13 protein-coding genes are annotated in these 15,448 nt (G+C 69.8%); 9 read left to right on the top strand and 4 right to left on the bottom strand.

The window, feature by feature from the left end:
• The first annotated feature begins 92 nt into the window (after positions 1 to 92).
• The 3 genes from ABIE44_RS01185 (at position 93) to ABIE44_RS01175 (ending at position 6,281) form a co-directional block, all read left to right on the top strand.
• Positions 93 to 2,330 (top strand): fibronectin type III domain-containing protein, encoded by a 2,238-nt coding sequence (locus tag ABIE44_RS01185; RefSeq protein WP_209713408.1) that lies wholly within the window; start codon positions 93 to 95, stop codon positions 2,328 to 2,330.
• A 35-nt stretch (positions 2,331 to 2,365) separates the two neighbouring features.
• Positions 2,366 to 4,333 (top strand): fibronectin type III domain-containing protein, encoded by a 1,968-nt coding sequence (locus tag ABIE44_RS01180; protein ID WP_209713410.1) that lies wholly within the window; start codon positions 2,366 to 2,368, stop codon positions 4,331 to 4,333.
• Positions 4,334 to 4,430: 97 nt separating this feature from the next.
• Positions 4,431 to 6,281, top strand: coding sequence for a fibronectin type III domain-containing protein (locus ABIE44_RS01175; protein ID WP_209713412.1), 1,851 nt, complete (start codon positions 4,431 to 4,433; stop codon positions 6,279 to 6,281).
• Between the two features lie 3 nt (positions 6,282 to 6,284).
• On the opposite strand, the gene ABIE44_RS01170 is transcribed toward ABIE44_RS01175, so the two are convergent.
• The gene (locus tag ABIE44_RS01170; protein WP_209713414.1) at positions 6,285 to 6,506 is read right to left on the bottom strand and encodes a hypothetical protein; all 222 of its coding nucleotides are present in this window, start codon (positions 6,504 to 6,506) and stop codon (positions 6,285 to 6,287) included.
• Positions 6,507 to 6,600: 94 nt separating this feature from the next.
• Between ABIE44_RS01170 and ABIE44_RS01165 the strand changes: the two genes are divergently transcribed.
• Positions 6,601 to 7,563: a GlxA family transcriptional regulator gene (locus ABIE44_RS01165; protein WP_354437740.1), complete on the top strand. Its 963-nt coding sequence runs from the start codon at positions 6,601 to 6,603 to the stop codon at positions 7,561 to 7,563.
• Positions 7,564 to 7,572: 9 nt separating this feature from the next.
• On the opposite strand, the gene ABIE44_RS01160 is transcribed toward ABIE44_RS01165, so the two are convergent.
• Positions 7,573 to 8,808, bottom strand: a complete 1,236-nt coding sequence (locus ABIE44_RS01160; RefSeq protein WP_209713418.1) for a class I adenylate-forming enzyme family protein — start codon at positions 8,806 to 8,808, stop codon at positions 7,573 to 7,575.
• Positions 8,809 to 8,857: 49 nt separating this feature from the next.
• Between ABIE44_RS01160 and ABIE44_RS01155 the strand changes: the two genes are divergently transcribed.
• A complete protein-coding gene (locus ABIE44_RS01155; protein WP_209713420.1) occupies positions 8,858 to 9,541 on the top strand; it encodes an SIMPL domain-containing protein in 684 nt (227 codons plus the stop codon).
• Positions 9,542 to 9,617: 76 nt separating this feature from the next.
• Positions 9,618 to 10,214 (top strand): dephospho-CoA kinase, encoded by a 597-nt coding sequence (gene coaE, locus ABIE44_RS01150; RefSeq protein WP_209713422.1) that lies wholly within the window; start codon positions 9,618 to 9,620, stop codon positions 10,212 to 10,214.
• Positions 10,215 to 10,257: 43 nt separating this feature from the next.
• Here coaE and ABIE44_RS01145 read toward each other — a convergent pair whose 3' ends face one another.
• A complete protein-coding gene (locus tag ABIE44_RS01145) occupies positions 10,258 to 11,205 on the bottom strand; it encodes a sigma-70 family RNA polymerase sigma factor (protein WP_209713424.1) in 948 nt (315 codons plus the stop codon).
• Between the two features lie 200 nt (positions 11,206 to 11,405).
• On the opposite strand from ABIE44_RS01145, the gene ABIE44_RS01140 reads away from it, so the two are divergent.
• The 3 genes from ABIE44_RS01140 to ABIE44_RS01130 all read left to right on the top strand — a co-directional run bounded on the left by ABIE44_RS01140 (position 11,406) and on the right by ABIE44_RS01130 (position 14,101).
• Complete coding sequence (locus ABIE44_RS01140; RefSeq protein WP_354437739.1) at positions 11,406 to 12,134, top strand: LamB/YcsF family protein; 729 nt, start codon at positions 11,406 to 11,408, stop codon at positions 12,132 to 12,134.
• Between the two features lie 457 nt (positions 12,135 to 12,591).
• Entirely contained in the window at positions 12,592 to 13,212 is a 621-nt protein-coding gene (locus ABIE44_RS01135) for a 5-oxoprolinase subunit B family protein (protein WP_209713426.1), read from the top strand.
• Positions 13,205 to 14,101 carry a 5-oxoprolinase subunit C family protein gene (locus tag ABIE44_RS01130; protein ID WP_209713428.1) on the top strand — a complete coding sequence of 299 codons (897 nt, stop codon included), beginning with the start codon at positions 13,205 to 13,207 and terminating at the stop codon, positions 14,099 to 14,101. Before ABIE44_RS01135 ends, ABIE44_RS01130 begins: the two co-directional genes overlap by 8 nt.
• Here the strand turns inward: ABIE44_RS01130 and ABIE44_RS01125 are convergent.
• The gene (locus tag ABIE44_RS01125; RefSeq protein ID WP_209713430.1) at positions 14,043 to 15,365 is read right to left on the bottom strand and encodes a DNA polymerase IV; all 1,323 of its coding nucleotides are present in this window, start codon (positions 15,363 to 15,365) and stop codon (positions 14,043 to 14,045) included. The genes ABIE44_RS01130 and ABIE44_RS01125 overlap by 59 nt on opposite strands.
• Positions 15,366 to 15,448 lie beyond the last annotated feature (83 nt).

Here is a 15,448-nt window from a genome sequence, read left to right as displayed (position 1 = left end):
CGGTGCCGCTGCCGACCTAACCTGATCCGATGCTCACCGGGGGAAACACGCCAGCGCGGCCTCGCGCTCGCACCGTCATCGGGGTCGGTCTTGTGTCGGTCCTGACCGCCGCCCTGCTCGCGCTCAGCTCCACCAGTGCCCGCGCGGCGGAGGAGAAGCCGTGCGCCTCGTCGGTGACCCCGGGAGCCGGCGCGACGAAGATCCTCCTCAGCGGCGACTCGGTCACGCACGGGTCCCGAGGGGACTGGACGTACCGGTACTTCCTCTACAAGCAGCTCGTCGCTGCCGGGGTGGACGTCGACCTCGTCGGCAACAACAACTGGCTGATCGACCCGAACAAGTCGACCTGGCCGTTCTGCGAGTACGTCGACACCGCGTTCGATCTCGACTACACCGCGTACCCGGGCGGCAAGCTGGCTGACTTCAACGTTTCCAGCAGCAACACCGGGAACAAGCCCTGGATCCGCTACGAGGTCGAGACCCGGGGGGTCCAGGTAGCGATCGCCGTCGTCGGGGCGAACGACCTCTACAAGGGCGCGACGCCCCAGCAAACCCTCGCGCAGGCTCAGCAGTACGTCGCGAACGCACGACTGGGCAACCCGGACGTCAAGATCGTGCTCGCAACCGTCCCGACCGCCACGGGCGCCAACGACAAGTACGCGCAGTACAACACCATGCTCGCTGCCGCGGTTCCCCAGTGGTCGACCCCGCAGAGTCCGATCGCGCTCGCGAACGTCATGTCGAACTGGGGCACGACCGCCTACACCTGGGACCAGATCCACCCGAACGTCATCGGCGAACAGCTGATCGCCAAGGGTCTGACGGACGCACTCCACGCACTCGGAGTGACCCCTGACGCGGGAGTCGATCTCGACCCCGCGTACAAGGTCGGTCTCCGCAAACCGGTCACGAACTTCGCGGCATCGCTCAACGGTTCCGCGGTCGACCTCTCCTGGACCCTGCCGGTGGGCGGGAGCGGGGTCCAGGTGATGGCGCGCGACACGTCCAACGGTGTCGTCGGGAGCTGGTTCGTGGTCAAGGACCTGAGCTGGGTTCCGGCGGACTTCTACGGCATCGGTGGCTGCCAGCAGTCGTCGCCCTGCACGTCGTACAAGATCACCACGCTTCAGGCCGGGCACTCCTACGACATCGATCTGCACTCGGAAAAGGGAACGGCGGTCGCCACTGACCTGTGGGCGGTGAAGCCGGGAGAGGATCCGGCCTCGGCGAGCCTGAGCGAGGCGGCGTACTCCTTCACCATGCCCGGCACCCCGCCGGCCCCGCTGAGCGTGCCGGTGCTCAACGCGCCGACGGCCGGCGCCAACGCGGTCGCGCTGTCGTGGTCGGCGGTCTCGGGGGCGACCTACGAGGTTCGTTCGCGGCTCGCCGGGGCGGGCACCTCCACCACCGTCGCGGTCAGCGCTACGTCGAAGACCATTGCCGGACTGGACCCGGGGCAGAGCTACGGGTTCCAGGTCCGAGCACTGCGGGACGGCGCCGCGAGCGCCTGGAGCGACGAGCAGCTCGCCACCCCGAAGCCGGCTGCCCCGGTGCTGAACACGCCCGCGCCCGTCGTCGGGGGAGTCACTGTCTCCTGGCCCGCGGTCCCCGGCGCCGACAGCACCTACAACGTCCGGTGGCGGGTTGCCGGGTCCGGCAGCTACACAACGGATACCGTCAACGGGACCAGTCGGACGATCTCCGGGCTGGCCCCGGGGCAGAGCTACGGATTCCAGGTGCAAGCCGTCGCGAACGGGACGACCGGGGACTGGAGCGCCGAGAAGAGCGCGGCGCCGAAGCTCGAGACGCCCGTGCTGAGCAGCGCGACGCCCGGCGTGCACGCGGCGACGCTGTCCTGGTCGGCGGTGCCCGGTGCGACGGCGTACCGCGTCGCGTGGCGGATCGGCTCGGGAGGTTGGAGCTTCTCCAGCTACGCAGCCGGCACGACGCGGACGGTCAGCGGCCTACTTCCGGCCACGAAGTACGAGTTCGTGCTCCAGGCCCAGGCCGGCAGCTCGCTCAGCAGCCACAGCGCGGGCAAGTTCGCGGTCCCGAAGGCGAACGTCATCGGCCAGGCGCTCAAGCCGACCCTGAAGGCGCTCGCGGGCTCGAAGGTCAAGGTCACCTGGGGCAAGGTCCCCGGTGCCAACCGGTACGTCCTGCAGTACCGCAAGGGGACCGGCGCGTGGAAGAGCACGGGCTACCTCACGGGCACGGCCTACACGACCGGCAAGCTCACCACGAAGAAGAAGTACGAGTTCCGGTACGTGCCCTACGACCACTCCGTGGCAGGCAAGGTCTCGCCGTCCTCGAGGATCAGGACCAAATAGCCACACGGGACGAAAGTCCCGCTTAGGCTGACGCGGTGGGAAACAGGAAGACACTCGGGCGGGCCCTCGCGGCGTTGGTTCTCTCTGCACTGGTAGCGGCGGTGCTGGTCACGATGCGCAGCACTGCGACCGCGGCGATCCCCGGCGACCCGCTGTGCGTGGCCAAGCCCGCGAGCGTGGCGAGCGGCGCGACAAAGATCATGATCGCGGGTGACTCGATCACCAGTGCGTCCGCCGGTGACTACACCTGGCGGTACTTCCTCTGGAAGCACCTGGTGAACCCGAACGGGGTCGCTAGCCCGGCGCCGGCGGCGTACGACTTCGTGGGCCCGTACTCGAACCTCGTGCAGCCGGTCAGCCCGTACGCGCGCACCAGCGACGACTACAACTGCGACTTCGACAAGCAGAACGCTGCGATCCCGGGCGCCTCGATCACGAACTACACCGCCGCCCAGACGCTCACCGGGAACCCGCTGGTCCAGGCCACGGTCATCCGCAACCTGACTAAGGACAACGGTGCCAACGTGCTGGTCGCCTTCGTCGGCGCCCAGGACCTGAGCAAGACGGGCGCCGACACCGCGACGGCCGACCAGGTGCTTGCCCGCACGCAGACCATGGTCGTCGAGGCGCAGAAGGCGAACGCTGCGATCAAGGTCGTCCTCGTCACCGCACCGGAGGACGGTTCGGTCGCGAAGGTCGGCGAGTACAACACCAAGCTCAAGGCGCAGGCGCCCGGTTGGTCGACCGCGAGCAGCAAGGTCGCCGTCGCCACCACGGCCACCGGCTGGGCCACCGCCGCCCTGACGTACGACCGGATCCACCCGAACCCGCAGGGTGAGGTCACCATCGCTGCGGACGTCGCCGACGCTCTCGAGAAGGTCGGGGTCGGTACGGCAGCCGCGCGACCGCTGCCGAACTACGCGGCGTACGTCGGACCGCACGCGCCGGCCGTGCTCGCCCAGCCGACGATCAACGGGGGGACTGCGAACCTGTCGTGGACGTTGCCGCCGGGCTCGACGGTCTCGGCGGTCCAGCGCAACGACTACACCGCGGGCACGGGCTGGACGACGTTCACGCCGGTGATCGACGTCAAGGCCGGCGCGTCCGGACCGCCGTACGTCAGCACGTTCGCGGACACCACGTACACGCCTGGGCACGTCTACCAGTACCGGATCATCTCGGCGAAGGGCACGACGATCTGGACGTCGATCGGGACGAACAACCCGGCGTTCATCGCGCCGCCGTACGTCCAGTACTCGACGAGCATCACCTCGAACGTAGTCACGGTCCCGTCGGGGGCGACCCTGCCGCCCACGGGTACGCCGACGACGCCGACGGCCACCCCCACCACGCCGCCGACGACGACCCCCACCACGACGCCGACGGTGACCACGACACCGACTCCGACGGTGACGGTCACGCCGACTCCGACGCCGACCACCACGACAACGGCCAACCCCGGCAAGGCGGGCGCCGTGTCCTCGTTCAGCGCGACGCCGACGGTGCACGGGATGGCCCTCAGGTGGGGGACCGCTCCGGGAGCGGTGAGCTACTACTTCACCTGGCAGGCCGCCGGTGACCCGAACACGTACGGGAAGATGGTCGCGGCGAACGTGCACGCGTACAACATCAGCGGTCTGGCAGCCGGGCGCACCTACGGGTTCCGGGTCCAAGCGTTCGGCAGCGACGGAGAGGGTGGCCCGCTGTTCGTGAAGCTGAACCGCGCCCCGCTGCCCTACGCGCTGGCGAAGCCGTCCCCGAGGACGACCGCCACCACGACCCACAAGATCAAGGTCGCCTGGGCGGCGGTCGCGCACGCGAGCAAGTACCAGGTGCAGCGGCGTCCCGTCGGTGGGTCGTGGAAGACCTACTTCTCCTCGACGGCCCGGTCCTACAAGACCGGCAAGCTGGTCAAGGGCAAGGCCTACGAGTTCCGGGTGCGGGCGTTCGACGGTGCTGCCGCCGGTCCGTGGTCGGCGACGGTCAAGCGCAAGGCCAAGTAGACCGGTCTACCTGCGGAATCCGACTTATCAGGACCAACCGGGACCGGTTGTCCGCGAGGATTTCGAATCGGACATGTCGGGTGCCTAGGCTGCCGCCGTGGCATCCCTCCGCTCCGCGTCTGCATGCGTTCTCAGCGTGCTGCTCGGGGCTGTGCTGACGGCCGGAATCAGTTCCGCCGGCGGCGCGTCCGCGGACCCTGCTCCGCAGACGTGCGCGCCGGCCGCGACGCCTGACCCGGCGACGAACCCGAAGCGGATCATGCTCACCGGTGACTCCATGACGAACGGGTTCTCCGGCGACTACACGTGGCGCTACTTCTTCGACAAGCACCTGCGCGACTCCGGGGTCGGCTTCGACTTCGTCGGTGGTTTCAACGACCTGCTCGACCGGTACACCCAGGCCGCGGACAACCACGAGTACGCCGTGTGCGGGTTCGACTGGGACCACTACGCCCGGGGTGGAGCCAAGTTGTCTACCCAGGTGGCAGGCGGAAGCAGCTCGAACGTCTCGGCGGCGGTCACGGCGTACCGCCCGGACGTCGTGGTCGAGTACTACGGCTACAACGATCTGATCAACAAGAACGCACCCGACGGCGCGGGCGACACCCCGGCGACGGTCGTCGCGAACGCGAAGCTGTTCGTCGAGCAGGTCCTCGCGGTCAACCCGAACGCCACCGTCGTCCTGGCCACGGTGAACTGGGCAGCGATCCCGAACACGGCGCAGCAGTGGAACAAGGCGCTGGTCAAGAACGCGCCGGTCTTCAACACCGCGCTCAAGACTGCCGTCGCGCAGTGGGCGGCGGACGGACTCAGAGTCGTTCTCGCCGACGTGAACAAGTACTGGCTCGGCTTCAGCGACACCTACGACGGCTCGCACCCGAACTCGCACGGCGAGGTGCACATCGCGCAAGGGATGGAGGAGGCGTTCCACGGCATCGGGATCGGCGACGCTCCGGACCTGGCGCAGACGCTCCCGCTGCTGGGCCCGCAGGTCGCCCCGACGCTGGGGGTCACCGGGGTGAACGGGAAGCTCACGCTGACCTGGAACAACCCGCCGGGGGCGATGGGCATGGTCTTCTACTGCCGAGAGCCCTCCTTCAGCCAGGTCTGGACCCAAGCAGCGACCCTGACGTGGACTGCCGGAGGTCGCGTCACCTCGACAGGCATGACGCAGTGCAGAAGCGGCGCGGCGGTAGCAGCGGGCCATACCTACGAGATCTACGCGAGGGCCACGGAGTACTACCAGCTGGCCGACGTCTTCTCGAACATCGTGAGCATCACCGTCGGGGGCGCGACGACGACCCCGACGGTGATGCCGACGGCGACCCCGACGGCGACGGCGACCCCGACGGCGACGGTGACTCCTACTCCCACGCTCACCCCGACTCCCACGCCTACGCCGACGACGGCGCCCACCAAGCTCGGCAAGGTCCAGAACCTCTCCACCACGGCGGGCTACCACCTGGTGAACCTGAGGTGGAACGCCCTGCCCGGCGCCACCGGCTACCGGCTCGCGTGGCGCACGGCGGGGACGAAGAACTACGCGTTCATCTCGCTCAAGGGGACCTCGGCCCAGATCAAGAACCTGATGGCCGGTCAGGCCTACGAGTTCCTCGTCCGGGCCGAGACGCCGATGGCGGGGGACTACAGCGTCACCCGGACCGCCAAGGCCGGCGGTGTCGTCGTCGCTGCGCCGGCGCGACCGAAGCTGACCCGGCTGGCGAAGCACCGGATCAAGGTCACCTGGAAGAACCCCGGTGGGGCCACCCAGTACGACGTCCAGTACCGCGTCGGCTCAGGCCCGTGGCACGTGCTGACCTCGACGTCGGCGCGGACCTACAAGACTCGCAAGCTGGTGAAGGGCCGGACCTACGAGTTCCGGATCCAGCCCTTCCACCAGCTCGTCCAGGGCCACGTCTCCGCAGGCTCCCGGATCAAGGTCCGGTAGGGCTCAGGCGGCGGTCAGGGCACCGGCGCGCGCTGTGCGGGCCGGAGCAGGCTTGCGGACCGTGGTGGTCCGGCGGTCGGGGACGACCGTGTCGACGTCGCCGTCGTCGGTCGGCTTCTTGTACGAACGACCGGTGAAGGTGTCGTTGCGGACCCAGGCGACCAGGCCGGCGAAGCCGGCCACCAGGGCGGACAGGGCGATGGCGTTGCTCAGGATCTCGTTCATGGCAGTAATCCTGCGCCACAACGAATCCTGCCAACAGTGGCAGATATGACAGGTTGCCTCGATATTCTGCCAAGTTCGTGCGACAGTGGTGAGCATGCTGAAGAACGTCGCTGCGATCGCTTTCGACGGGATCGCCCCCTTCGAGCTCGGAGTCGTCTGCGAGGCCTGGGGGATCGACCGCACCGAGGACGGCGTCCCGGCCATCGATTTCGCTCTCTGCGCGCCGAAGCCACGCGTCTCGACCAGCATGGGCTTCGACCTGCACGTCGAGCACGACCTGAGTCGCGCCGCCGAGGCGGACCTGGTCTGCGTGCCGGCGGTCAAGGGCGTCGGCGCCATGGGCGAGGACGTCCTGCAGGTGCTGCGCGACACCGTGGGCCGCGGCGGCCGCGTCCTCTCGGTCTGCTCGGGCTCGTTCGTCCTGGGAGAGGCTGGCCTGCTCGACGGTCGCGACTGCACCACCCACTGGATGCACGCCGAGCGGATGCAGGCCGAGTTCCCGCTCGCCAACGTGATCCCCGAGGTCCTCTACGTCGATGCGGACCCGATCATCACCTCCGCCGGCTCCGCGGCCGGTCTGGACGCCTGCCTGCACCTGTGGCGCAAGGAGTACGGCAGCAAGATCGCCTCGATCGTGGCGCGGCGCATGGTCGTGCCGCCGCCGCGCGAAGGCGGGCAGGCGCAGTTCATCGCCCGCCCGGTCCCGGACTGCGCGGCCGAGACGCTCGGGCCGCTGCTCTCCTGGATTGCCGAGAATCTGGGGGAGGACCACAGCGTCGAGGCGCTTGCCCAGCGCGCACTGATGTCGCCGAGGACCTTCGCCCGCCGATTCCGGGCCGAGACCGGGGCAACTCCGCACGCGTGGGTGACCAACCAGCGGGTCCAGGCTGCCGAGCACCTGCTCGAGGCCAGCGACGCCTCGATCGAGTGGATCGCCGGTGAGGTCGGGTTCGGCAACTCGGCGACCATGCGCCAGCACTTCACCCGTGCGCGCGGAATCAGCCCGCAGGGCTACCGGGTGTCCTTCCAGTGCTCCGACGACGAGCAGACCGCCTGACCCCGGGGACTATCGCAGGTGGCGGCGGAGGATCTTGCCGGTGAGCGTGCGGGGGATCTCCGCGACGACGCGGTAGTCCTTCGGGCGCTTCGGAGGGGCGAGCCGTCCGCGGGCCCAGACGTCCAGCTCGGCGGGCGTCGCGGTCCCGACGTACGCCGCGCAGACCCGCTGACCCCAGTCGTCGTCCGGTATCCCGTACACGGCGACGTCGGTGACGCCGGGGTGCTCGGCCAACGCGTTCTCGACCTCGGCCGGGTAGACGTTGACTCCTCCGCTGATCACGAGGTCCTCGCGGCGGCCCTCGAGGTAGAGGTAGCCGTCCTCGTCGAGCCTTCCGAGGTCGCCGACGGTGAAGCTGTCGCCCTGCCAGGCCGCCGCCGTCTTCTCGGGAGCGTTGAAGTAGGTGAACCGGGCGTGCTCGGGGACCGAGCACCAGATCAGGCCGTCGTCGTCGACACTGAGGCGGCGCCCCGGGCGGGCACGTCCGACCGTGCCAAGGTGCTGCTCCCACTCCTCGCTCGCGCAGGCGGTGAACTGACCCTCGGTGGACCCGTAGAACTCCCAGGTCGAACCAGGGGGGAACGCCTCGATGAGACGCCGCTTGAGGTGGTCGGGGCACGGAGCGCCGGCATGGGCGACGAGCCGGAAGCAGGTCAGGTCCGGCCAGCCCGTCTCGTCCCAGTACGTGAAGAGCCGCTGCAGGTGCGCCGGCACGCAGAACATCGTGGTGGGGCGTTCGGTCCGGATCGCGGCGGTGACGGTCTCCGGGTCGAACGCGCCCGGGATGACCAGCCGACCGCCGGCGAGCAGCGTGCCGACCGCGAACCGGAGTGGCGCCGAGTGGTAGAGCGGGCTGAGCACGAGGTTCACGTCGTTCGCGGCGAACCCCCAGAGGTCGCGCTCCTCAGCGACCAGGGCGGCCGCCGAGGTGGGGGAGAGCACTCCGCTCCAGACGCCCTTGGGCGTGCCCGTGGTGCCGCTGGTGACGTGCATCGGGCGGGCCTGCGGTAGGTCGCCGGGCTGCCACCCGTGGTCGAGCGCGACGAGCTCGTCGGCGCTGGTCACGACGAGGGACGGGGTCAGGTCGGCGAGGATCTGGGTCCGCTCGACCTCCGTCAACCGCGGGTCCAGCGGGATCGGTACGACGCCGCGCGCCAGCAGGGAGATCACCACGTCGACGTACGTGGGCGAGCCCGGGACGAGGAGGGCGACCCGGTCCCCGGGGTTCAAGCGCTCCGTCGACACCCCTCGATTCTCGCGCACGTCTGTCGGGGGTGCGTCCTAGCGTCCGCTCATGGAACCCATCAACGTCCGCGTACGCGGCTCGCACACCAGCTCCTACCCGGCAGAACGCGGGACCGTGCACTGCGAGATCAGCCTGCAAGGCCCTGACCCGGTCGAGGTCATGCGCGCCGTCACCGCCTCGCTGCGCGACGTGGTCGCTTCGGTGCAAGACCTCCACGACAAGCGCTCGGGGCCGATCACCTGGTACTCCGTCGATCAGGTGAGCACCCGGGCCTGGATCCCGCGGGACCGGAACGGCAACGACATGGCCGAGGTGCACCAGTCGAGCGTCAGTCTCGAGGTGAAGTTCTCCGACTTCGACGAGCTGTCTTCCTGGGTGACCGCGGGTTCGGAGGTCCTCGGCTTCAGCGTCGGCTGGGTCGACTGGACGCTGACGTCCAAGAAGCGGGAGGCCGTCGAGGTGAAGGCGCGCCAGCGTGCCGTCCGGGATGCGCGCAAACGTGCCCAGGACTACGCCGACGCGCTCGACCTGGGACAGGTTCAGGTGCGCGCGATCTCGGACCCAGGGCTCGGGTTTCCCGCGCTCACCCAGAACGGACCGGATCGACACCTCGAGCTGCTCGGCTCGGTGGGTGGTGCCGAGGACGCGACTTCATCGGGCGAACGCGTTCTGGTGCCCAAGAACATCGAGGTGGGAGCTTCCGTCGATGCCGAGTTCGTCCTGGCGTCCTGACACGCTCAACGCTTCTCGCCCCGCGGACGACGGAGCAGGCTCTTCGCTGCTCCGCTCGTGCGCGTAGCCTCGCCCTGTGACGACACGAGTAGGCCTGACCGGCGGCATCGCCTCGGGCAAGAGCACCGTCTCGGCGATCCTCGCCGAGCTGGGCGCAGTGATCATCGACGGAGACGTCCTGGCCCGCGAGGTGGTCCAGAAGGGCACCCCCGGGTTGGCGGCCGTGGTCGCCGAGTTCGGGGAGGGCATCCTGACCCCCGACGGCGACCTGGACCGCCCCGCCATGGGTGCGCTGGTGTTCGGTGACGCCGCCGCGCGCAAACGGCTCGAGGCGATCGTGCACCCGTTGGTGTTCGAGCGGATCATCGACCTCGAGGCGAACGCCCCGGAGGGCTCCCTGGTCGTCCACGACATCCCGCTGCTGGCCGAGAGCGGTCGCGCCGACACCTTCGACGCGGTCGTCGTGGTCGACGTACCGGCCGAGCTCCAGGTGGAGCGGATGGTGCGCGACCGGGGGTGGACCGAGGACGAGGCACGATCCCGGATGGCAGCCCAGGCGAGCCGGGAGGACCGGCTGGCGATCGCGTCCCACGTCATCGAGAACACCGGGACACTCGAAGACCTCCGTCGCCGGGTGACGGAGGTCTTCGAGGTGCTGGGCGGTCGCGGGTAATCCCCTAACCCCGCGACCGGGCCGTGGTGGGTTGCGTGAACCCTCAGGCCGCCAGGTCCGGGTCGGCGAGGCGCCGCAGCTTGGCGATCGCCTCCCGCTCCAGCTGGCGGACCCGCTCGGCGGAGATGCCGTGCTTGGTGCCGATGTCGGCGAGCTTGTGCTGCCGACCGTCGACCAGGCCGTAGCGCGACCGGATGATGTCGGCGGACCGCTCGTCGAGGTTCTCGACCAGCGTGTTGAGCCGGTCGCGGGCCTCGGTGTCGAGCACGGTCAGGTCCGGGCCCGGAGAGCTCTCCTGCGCGATCAGGTCGCCCAGGGAGGTGTCGCCGTCGACGTCGAGCGGGGTGTCGAGGCTGACGTGGTCGCGACCCCAGGCGATCAGGTCGAGGACCCGGTCGAGGTCGAGGCCGAGCTCGGTGGCGATCTCGCTCGGGTCGGGCTCGCGGCCCAGCTGGCGTTCCAGGGTGCGGCGGGCGGAGGAGACCTGGTTGAGCTCCTCGACCACGTGCACCGGGAGCCGGACGACGCGTGCCTGCTGGGCGATCCCGCGCGTGATCGCCTGACGGACCCACCAGGTGGCGTAGGTGGAGAACTTGTAGCCCTTCGCGTAGTCGAACTTCTCGACGGCGCGGATCAGGCCGGTGTTGCCCTCCTGGATCAGGTCGAGCATCGGCATCGCGCTGCGGCCGTACTTGCGGGCGATCGAGACGACCAGGCGCAGGTTCGCGTTGATGAACTGCTGCACGGCCCGCTCGCCCTCCTCGACCATCCACTCGAGCTCGGCCTGCGTGGCGAAGCCGGGGGCACCGCCCTTGCGGCGTCCGACCCGACCCTCCTCGAGCAGAGCGGCGGCCATCAGGCCGGCCTCGATGGTCTTGGACAGCTCGACCTCGGTGATGGCGTCGAGCAGCGGCGTCCGTGCGATCTCGTCGAGGTACAGCCCGACGCTGTCACGGCCTTCGATCTCACGTTCGGTGCGACGTACGGTCACGGTGGCCCTCCCTTTCCTGCAGTGGGGCCTGGGGTGCTGGCTCCGACTGTTTCAACGCTTGGCCCGGGTGGGGGATTCCCTCCCGGTTGATGCCCTACGAGATGTACGACGTCTGAGAAGTGCCCGAAGTTGCCAGGATTACGCGTTCTCAGACACTTCTCAGTGACCATTCGGAGCCGCGGCTGCCCCAGACTGGACCCGTGCACGACGAATCGCCTCCGGGGAGGCCCCGGATCGACCTGAACGCCGACCTCGGCGAGGGCGTGACCGACGACGTCGGACTGCTGGAGGTGGTCACCAGCGCCAACGTCGCGTGCGGGTTCCACGCGGGGGACGAGCGCGTGATGCGCGAGGTCTGCGAACGGGCGGCTGCCGACGGGATCGCCGTGGGAGCCCAGGTCTCCTACGCCGACCGGGAGGGCTTCGGCCGCCGCCGGATGGACGTGGAGACCGGTCTGCTCACGCAGTGGGTCGCGGAGCAGGTCGAGGTCCTGGGACGGATCGCGACGGCGGCCGGGACCCGGGTCAGCTACGTGAAGGCGCACGGTGCTCTCTACAACCGGATCGCGGACGACGCAGAACAGGCTGCGGCGGTCCTTGCCGGCAGCGGTGACCTGCCGGTGCTCGGACTTCCCGGCTCGGTGGTCCTCGGCCTGGCGGTCGCGGCCGGACGTGATGCGGTCGGGGAGGGGTTTCCCGACCGCGGCTACACCGACGACGGCCGCCTGCTGCCGCGCGACCAGCCGGGCGCCCTCGTGGAGGAGGCGGCCGACGTGGCTGCGAACGCCGTCCGGCTGGCGGCCGACCCGCGACTGCGCACGGTGTGCGTCCACGGTGACTCACCGGGTGCCGTGGCCACGGCGTGGGCCGTACGACGGGCGCTCGGCGGAGCTGGCTACGACGTCAGACCGCGGTCACCGTCGTCCTAGTTCTCCACAGGTGCCTGTGGGTCGACCTGTGGAAAAGCACCTGAATCTGTGGATGTGAATACGTCTGTTGTGGACAACTTGGCGACACGAAAAATCTCTCGAGAAATGTTGTCGAAACCCCTTGCGCGTGTGCTGCTGGTCACGTAGAAATCTCTTACCGCGGCCCGCAAGGGCAGCGGGGATCAGCTGGAAGATTCGGACTCGCCCGGCGAGGCAACTCGTCGGAAATCCCTGGGTGATGAAGGGATTCAGGGCCGGAGATGAAGGCAGGTTCAGGACAGGAGCATCACCGCCGGTCCACCTGTAGGGCCCGTGAAACTCATACTTTCACGGGCCCTACGCCCATTTTGGAGTGCATTCTTTCGCGACCCGAAGAATGCGCCCGAAATAGCACCCGAAATGCGAGCCGATTCGGGCTGCGGCACATGTGGACGACCCTGTGCGGCAGACTCCTGACATGGAGGCACTCCGCGTAGGGCAGCACGCGCTGCTGGTCGAGTGCGCCTCGGACGCGCAGGTGGCGGCGACGTACGCGATGGTGCTCGCCCGGGCCGGTGAGCTCGGGGCGACCGACGTCGTGCCGGCGGCGCGCTCGGTGCTGCTCGACGGCCTGGCGGACGTGGCCGCAGCGCTGACCCTCCTGGCAGGTCTGACTGCGCCTCTCGCCGAGGAGTCTGCTCACGTCGGCCACCCCGAGGGCTTGGTCGTCCAGCTGCCCACGTCGTACGACGGCCCTGACCTCGACGAGGTCGCCCGTCAGTGGGACGTGACCACCGCCGAAGTGGTGGCGCTGCACCGGCGTACGACGTTCGTGGTCACGTTCTGCGGATTCGCGCCCGGCTTCGCCTACTGCTCGGGTCTGCCCGACGGCCTGGACGTGGCGCGTCGGAGCGAGCCGAGGGCCTCGGTCCGGCCTGGGTCGGTCGGTCTGGCGGGCGCGTACACCGGTGTCTACCCGAGCTCCTCGCCCGGCGGGTGGCAGCTGATCGGCACGACCACCGCGACGCTGTGGCGACCCGACGCGGACCAGCCGGCGCTGCTGACCCCCGGGACGCGGGTGAGGTTCGTCGATGGCTGAGAACGCCCGCTCGCTGGAGATCCTCGACGCCGGCGCTCTGACGACCATCCAGGACCTGGGGCGGCCCGGGCACGCGCACCTCGGCGTTCCCCGGTCGGGCGCGCTCGACGTACCGGCCCTCCGTCTGGCGAACCGGCTGGTGGGGAACCCGGAGGCGGCTGCGGGGCTGGAGACCACGCTGACGGGCGTGCGGTTCCGCGTCTCCGCAGCACTGCGGGTCGCCGTCACGGGGGCGTCGTGCCCCGTCCGGGTCGACGGTCGCGACGTGGGCTGGGGGACAGCGGTCTCGGTGCCGGCTGGATCGAGCGTCGAGGTCGGCGCCGCCACCTCCGGGCTGCGCTCGTACGTCGGCCTCGCGGGTGGTGTCGCCGTCGAGCCCGTGCTCGGGTCGCGCTCGACCGACCTGCTCTCCGGGCTCGGTCCGGCACGCGTCGCGGTGGGGGACCTCCTGCCTCTCGGAGAGCCCGGTACGACGGCCCCTGCCGTCGAGGTGGCGCGCACGTCGGCGCGCAGCGTGCTGACCCTGGACCTCGGGCCGCGCGACGACTGGTTCCACCCGGAGGCGGTCGCCGCCCTCGAGGGCGCGACGTACACGGTCGCTGCGGAGTCCAACCGGATCGGCCTGCGCCTGGCCGGTACGGCGATCCAGCGGGTCCGCGCCGGTGAGCTGCCCACCGAGCCGATGGTGCTGGGCGCCGTGCAGGTGCCCCCGAACGGGCAACCCGTCATCTTCCTGGCCGACCACCCGACCACCGGCGGCTACCCGGTCGTCGGGGTCGTACGGGCCGAGGACCTTGCGGCCTGCGCCCAGGCGCGGCCGGGGGACCGGCTCACTCTTCGGGTGCGGGCTGCAGCGCGCGCAGAGCCGGGTCGTCCGCCGCGAAGCTGAGCACGCGTCCCGGCCCGGAGGTGGCGGTCTCGAAGCGAACCGTCACGACCCCGCGGCCCGACCCCCAGACCCATCCCTGGCCGTGCTCCTCATGGACCACGTCGAGGCCCGGCAGCCAGTAGCGCCGCGGGGCGAGAGCGGCGAGCGCGGTCTCGGTGTCGTCGTCCAGCTCCTCGTCGGGGACGTCCTCGGTGCCGGTGAAGAGGTCGTCCTGGATCCAGTCCGCCAGACCCGAGACGCCGACCCCGAGCAGACGGACGCCGCCCGAGGTGTCGAGCTCGGCGAGCAGGGACTTGGCGACCCTGTTGACGGTCCTGGCGTCGTCGGTCGGGCCGGGCAGCGTCGCGGACCGGGTGTGGGTGGAGAAGTCGTGCAGCCGGACCTTCAGGGTGACGGTGCGTCCGGACATCCGTGCCTTGCGCAGGCGCTCGGTCACCTTGACCGACTGCCGCTCGACCAGGGCGTCGAGGATGCGGCGGTCCACGTGATCGGTCTCGTAGGTGTCCTCGACGCTGATCGACTTGGCCTCGCGCTCGGCGACCACCGGTCGGTCGTCGGTGGCGCGGGCGAGGTGGTAGAGGTTGGTGCCCTGAGCCTTCCCGATGACCCGAACCAGCTCCTCGATGCTGATCGACTCCAGCTCTGCCACGGTGTGCACGCCGATCCGTCGCAGGTTCTCCGCCGTCGCCGGCCCGACGCCGGGGATGACGGTGACCTGCATGGGGCGGAGCAGGTCCTGCTCCATGCCGGGCGCGATCACGACCATGCCGTTCGGCTTGTCGAGCTCGCTGGCGATCTTGGCGATGAACTTCGAGGTGCCGATCCCGACCGAGGAGGTCAGACCGCCGGTCGCGTCGGCAAGCCGTTCCTTCAGGTCGAGGCCGAAGGCGCTGACGGCCGTGACCGAGAGGTCGGTCAGGTCGGAAGCGGCCAGGTCGACGAACGCCTCGTCGAAGGAGAGCGGTTCAACCAGCGGGCTGATCTCGCGCAGCAGGGACATCACGATCTGGCTGGTCTCCCGGTAGGCGTGGAACCGACCCGCCAGGAACGCGGCGTTCGGGCAGCGCCGTCTCGCCTCGGCGGTCGGCATCGCCGAGTGCACGCCGAACGCGCGGGCCTCGTACGACGCCGTTGCGACGACCCCGCGTCCGCCGATCCCGCCGACCACCACCGGCTTACCCCGCAGCGACGGCTTGTCGCGCTGCTCGACGGCGGCGAAGAACGCGTCCAGGTCGATGTGCAGGATCGACGGGTCGGAACGCATCTGTCGATCGTAGGGGGAAGCGCCGACGTCCACAGGGGTCGTCACCCGGGGGCGCTCCACATGCCGCTCGCGGTTCGGGCCGG

This window comes from Marmoricola sp. OAE513, assembly GCF_040546585.1.
Classification (GTDB): Bacteria; Actinomycetota; Actinomycetes; order Propionibacteriales; family Nocardioidaceae; genus Marmoricola.
Note: the sequence above shows the minus strand (reverse complement) of the source record. Positions and strands in the feature narration are given on the sequence as shown.

What these genes read in the sequence shown, in the direction of transcription:
- ABIE44_RS01170 (WP_209713414.1), bottom strand. Translation starts at nt 6,506, where the DNA reads ATGAACGAGATCCTGAGCAACGCCATCGCCCTGTCCGCCCTGGTGGCC.
- ABIE44_RS01165 (WP_354437740.1), top strand. Translation starts at nt 6,601, where the DNA reads ATGCTGAAGAACGTCGCTGCGATCGCTTTCGACGGGATCGCCCCCTTC.
- ABIE44_RS01155 (WP_209713420.1), top strand. Translation starts at nt 8,858, where the DNA reads ATGGAACCCATCAACGTCCGCGTACGCGGCTCGCACACCAGCTCCTAC.
- ABIE44_RS01135 (WP_209713426.1), top strand. Translation starts at nt 12,592, where the DNA reads ATGGAGGCACTCCGCGTAGGGCAGCACGCGCTGCTGGTCGAGTGCGCC.
- ABIE44_RS01130 (WP_209713428.1), top strand. Translation starts at nt 13,205, where the DNA reads ATGGCTGAGAACGCCCGCTCGCTGGAGATCCTCGACGCCGGCGCTCTG.
- ABIE44_RS01125 (WP_209713430.1), bottom strand. Translation starts at nt 15,365, where the DNA reads ATGCGTTCCGACCCGTCGATCCTGCACATCGACCTGGACGCGTTCTTC.